The 3,260-nt window shown below is 52.6% G+C and carries 3 protein-coding genes; all 3 read left to right on the top strand.

Annotated elements, in window-relative coordinates:
* Nucleotides 1–418: 418 nt before the first annotated feature.
* Nucleotides 419–1,126: a TetR/AcrR family transcriptional regulator gene (locus tag KOO63_14355; GenBank protein MBU8922996.1), complete on the top strand. Its 708-nt coding sequence runs from the start codon at nt 419–421 to the stop codon at nt 1,124–1,126.
* Nucleotides 1,123–2,583, top strand: a complete 1,461-nt coding sequence (locus KOO63_14350; GenBank protein ID MBU8922995.1) for a TolC family protein — start codon at nt 1,123–1,125, stop codon at nt 2,581–2,583. The genes KOO63_14355 and KOO63_14350 overlap by 4 nt, the downstream gene beginning before the upstream one ends.
* Nucleotides 2,580–3,260: efflux RND transporter periplasmic adaptor subunit (locus KOO63_14345; GenBank protein MBU8922994.1), on the top strand; the 681-nt coding region annotated here is incomplete at its 3' end. The genes KOO63_14350 and KOO63_14345, both read left to right, overlap by 4 nt.

Below are 3,260 nucleotides of genomic sequence, written 5' to 3'. Positions count from 1 at the left end.
GAGTACAAGGGATACGGTCCCCGACTTGAGCTCCTTCCGGAATTTCTTGTTTGCCGCAATCTCGTCATTCAATTCAGATCACCTTCCCCCTGTGATGATGAGCCGGGTGAAAGTCGTGTGCCCCGGCTCCTCTGACCCATTATCTATTATGAGACTGTCTATGATCATGTTGTTCTCCCGTAAGCTAATGTCAATCGGTTAGTGATGCAAGCTTGTCATCACTGTTAATTTAATACTACTATTAGATTCGTAATAGTCAATGGAAATGTTTCAATAAATTTTAAAAAAAACTGGAAATCATTAAAAATCATGAAAATAAACTTGCGCGAATATCATGGGGCAGTATATTCTGAATGTTCATTCAGTTTATGAATGAGAATTCAATATATGAATAACCCTTCAGGAAGGAGGGGGTGAAATGGAATCAGGAGACAAAAACAATATCGGTGGGGACAAAGGCCATGTGAATGACGCCGAAGGCGATAACACTGAAGCTCAGAATGGCAATCTGTCGAGACGTGAGAGAAGGTTGCTCCAGCTTCGGGATGAGATCCTCTCAGCTGCTACGACGATGTTCGCCAGGCATGGATACGAGGGAACCAGCATGCAGCAGATAGCTGATCAGGCCGAGATCTCGGTGGGCAGCCTCTACATGCATTTCGAGGGGAAGGAGGCGATCTACAAAAAGATCGTCGAATTTCATATGACCCGATTTCACGAATTGGGTGACAAGGCGTGCCTGCCGGGTATGACTCACCTTGAGAAGATCAGGGCTCGTATCAGGGCAACGGTTGAATATTTTATAGATCAGGAGGAGTTTCTCCGGTTCTACTGGGACCGCGATCCAGGCTGCCGTGATGAGATGTGTAAAAAGGCAGATGACAATCATATAGATATGATTCGAGTTCATATCGCGGGCGCTGTCAGTGATGGCGAGCTCGATATCGGTATCGACACTTTCCATTTTGCAACGATGATGGAAGGCGCGGCCAATCATCTGGTCGAGACCCTGGTAGCAAGAGGGGAGAGTTTCGAAGTGTTACCGGAGCTGCTTGACAGGATATTCCTGAGACCTTTTGAGACGAAGAAAACAGACAATAATACATCAGATGAGGAGAGCAGATGATCATGGAAAAAGGATATATGAAGGTGCCGTGGATCGTGCTTGCATCTGTCGTTGCAGTACTGGTCCTGCTGGTGTGGGGGTGGGGGATTGCCCGGGCTGCCGGTCGACCCGTCTCCGGGCGGCCCACCGGTCCGCCCGATGCGGTTGAGACGCGGGACGTGCTGGCTCTCTCACTTGAAGGAGCGACAGAGCTCGCGCTGGAGAACGACGAACTTCTGATGCGGGCCGCCGAGGGAGTGAAAGGGGCGATAGCAGGTATGAGAGAGGCGAAGTCTGGAAGGCTTCCATCGCTCAGTGTCAGTGGTTACTACGGCCGGAACATCCGCAAACCTGTGATGTTCCTTCCGTCCGACATGGCGGATGCCTTTGGTGGTGTGACGAGGATAGAGATCGGTGAGGATAACGATATCAGCTTGAACACGGCGATGACCTGGAATATATGGACAGCCGGAAGGCTGTCGGCAGGGATAGGAGCGACTGCCTCTATCCTGGAGGCGATGAAATACAGTGAGGTTGCAACTCGCGACTATGTGAGGTTTGCCGTGAAGCAGGCATATTACGACATTCTTCTGTCGATGGAGAGTCTCGACATAGCGAAGAAGGCTCTTGCGGCTACAGAAGAGGTCCTGAGGATAACCAGGGTAGGGTTCGATCAGGGTACGGTTAGCAGGTTCCACATGTTGCGGGCCGAAGTGGAATACGAGAACAGGGTCCCCCAGCTGATCGAAGCCGGGAACATGGTCAGGCAGGCAGAAATAATGCTCAGAAGAAGATGTGGCCTGAAGCAGGACACTCCCCTTGACCTGACAGACCGTCTGGTTGCAGGTGTGAGACCTGACGACATGGGATATCAGATCTCCATGATGCGTTCCGGCAGCCCGGAGATCATGGCACTTCAGCAGCAGGTCGAGGCGATGCGGCACAGCCTGGACCTTGAAAAGGCCGAGCGCTGGCCGGTATTGCAGTTCGGCGCGAATTTCCTCGTGCAGTCGCAATGGTCGGAGGGCTACCTGCCCGAGTCGAAGAACCTGGCGCGGTCCTCGGCACTGACCTTGGGATTCCAGATCCCGATCTTCGACGGTTTCAAGGCGAAGTCGAGGATAGACGGGGCGAGGGCGGAGCTCAGGAGCGCTGAGATAGAGCTTGAAAGAGTGGAGAATGAGAAGGAAATGAATGTACGGGTCTCCTGGCTGATGCTTGAGGATGCTTTCTCCGCTCTTGCGGGGAGGCAGAAGGCAGTGGACCTGGCAGAGGAGGCTCACAGGCTGGCTCTGGTCAGGCTGAAGAATGGACTGGCGACTCATGTTGAGAGCCTCGATGCGGAACTTGCCATGACGACAGCGAGTGCACAGCTCGCACAGGCCCTGTACTCATGTAATATAGCCAGGGCGCAACTCGAACTTGTTACAGGGATATATGGATATTCAGAAAAAGAAATTCTGGGTGAAGGAGAATGATGATGAGTGAACAGGGCGGAAAGAAAAAGGGACATGGCAGGCTGATCCTCTGGATTGCGATCATTGTTGTCGTCGCATCTTTCGGGATGAGATTCGCCGCCATCAGCGGGGAAAAGACCATCGACAGTATCGCCTCCATCCAGGAGAGGGAGGGCAGGCCGGTCGAGACCGTGATTGCCGTTTCAGGTGATATCACAATATGGACCACACTGGCTGGTACGGTCGAGGGGATAGTCCAATATCCGATCATATCGACGAATTCGATACAGGTGATGGATGTGTTGAGGAAAGAAGGCGACTTGGTGAACAGAGGTGACATCGTAATTCGCCTGGAAAAGGCCGCGGCGAATCCGATGCTCCATTCTTATGAACGCTCAAGGGTCCTCTATGAAGACGCGTTGAGCGATCTCAGGAGGATGAGGGTCCTCTATAAGGAGGGGGCCATATCGAAGCAGGCCCTGGAAAAGACTGAAATGGGCCTGAAGATCTCCGAGAGCGACCTTCAGAATGCCCGCGAGGGAGTCGATCTCACCGCCGATTATCCCGGTGTGGTAGTGAGCATGCTTGTCAAAAAGGGTGAGATGGCGGATAACGGTGACGTGCTGGCAAGGGTGGCCCGCACCGACACAGTGAAGATAGCATTCACCGCCGGGAGCAGACAGGCGATGGTCCTGGAG

This window comes from Candidatus Latescibacterota bacterium (assembly GCA_019038625.1).
Lineage (GTDB): Bacteria > Krumholzibacteriota > Krumholzibacteriia > Krumholzibacteriales > Krumholzibacteriaceae > JAGLYV01.
The sequence above is the reverse complement of the archived record's forward strand: the minus strand, read 5'-3'. Positions and strand labels throughout refer to the sequence as shown.

Bases quoted from the DNA above. Each gene is read 5' to 3' on its own strand.
- KOO63_14355 (MBU8922996.1), top strand. From the start codon at position 419: ATGGAATCAGGAGACAAAAACAATATCGGTGGGGACAAAGGCCATGTG.
- KOO63_14350 (MBU8922995.1), top strand. From the start codon at position 1,123: ATGATCATGGAAAAAGGATATATGAAGGTGCCGTGGATCGTGCTTGCA.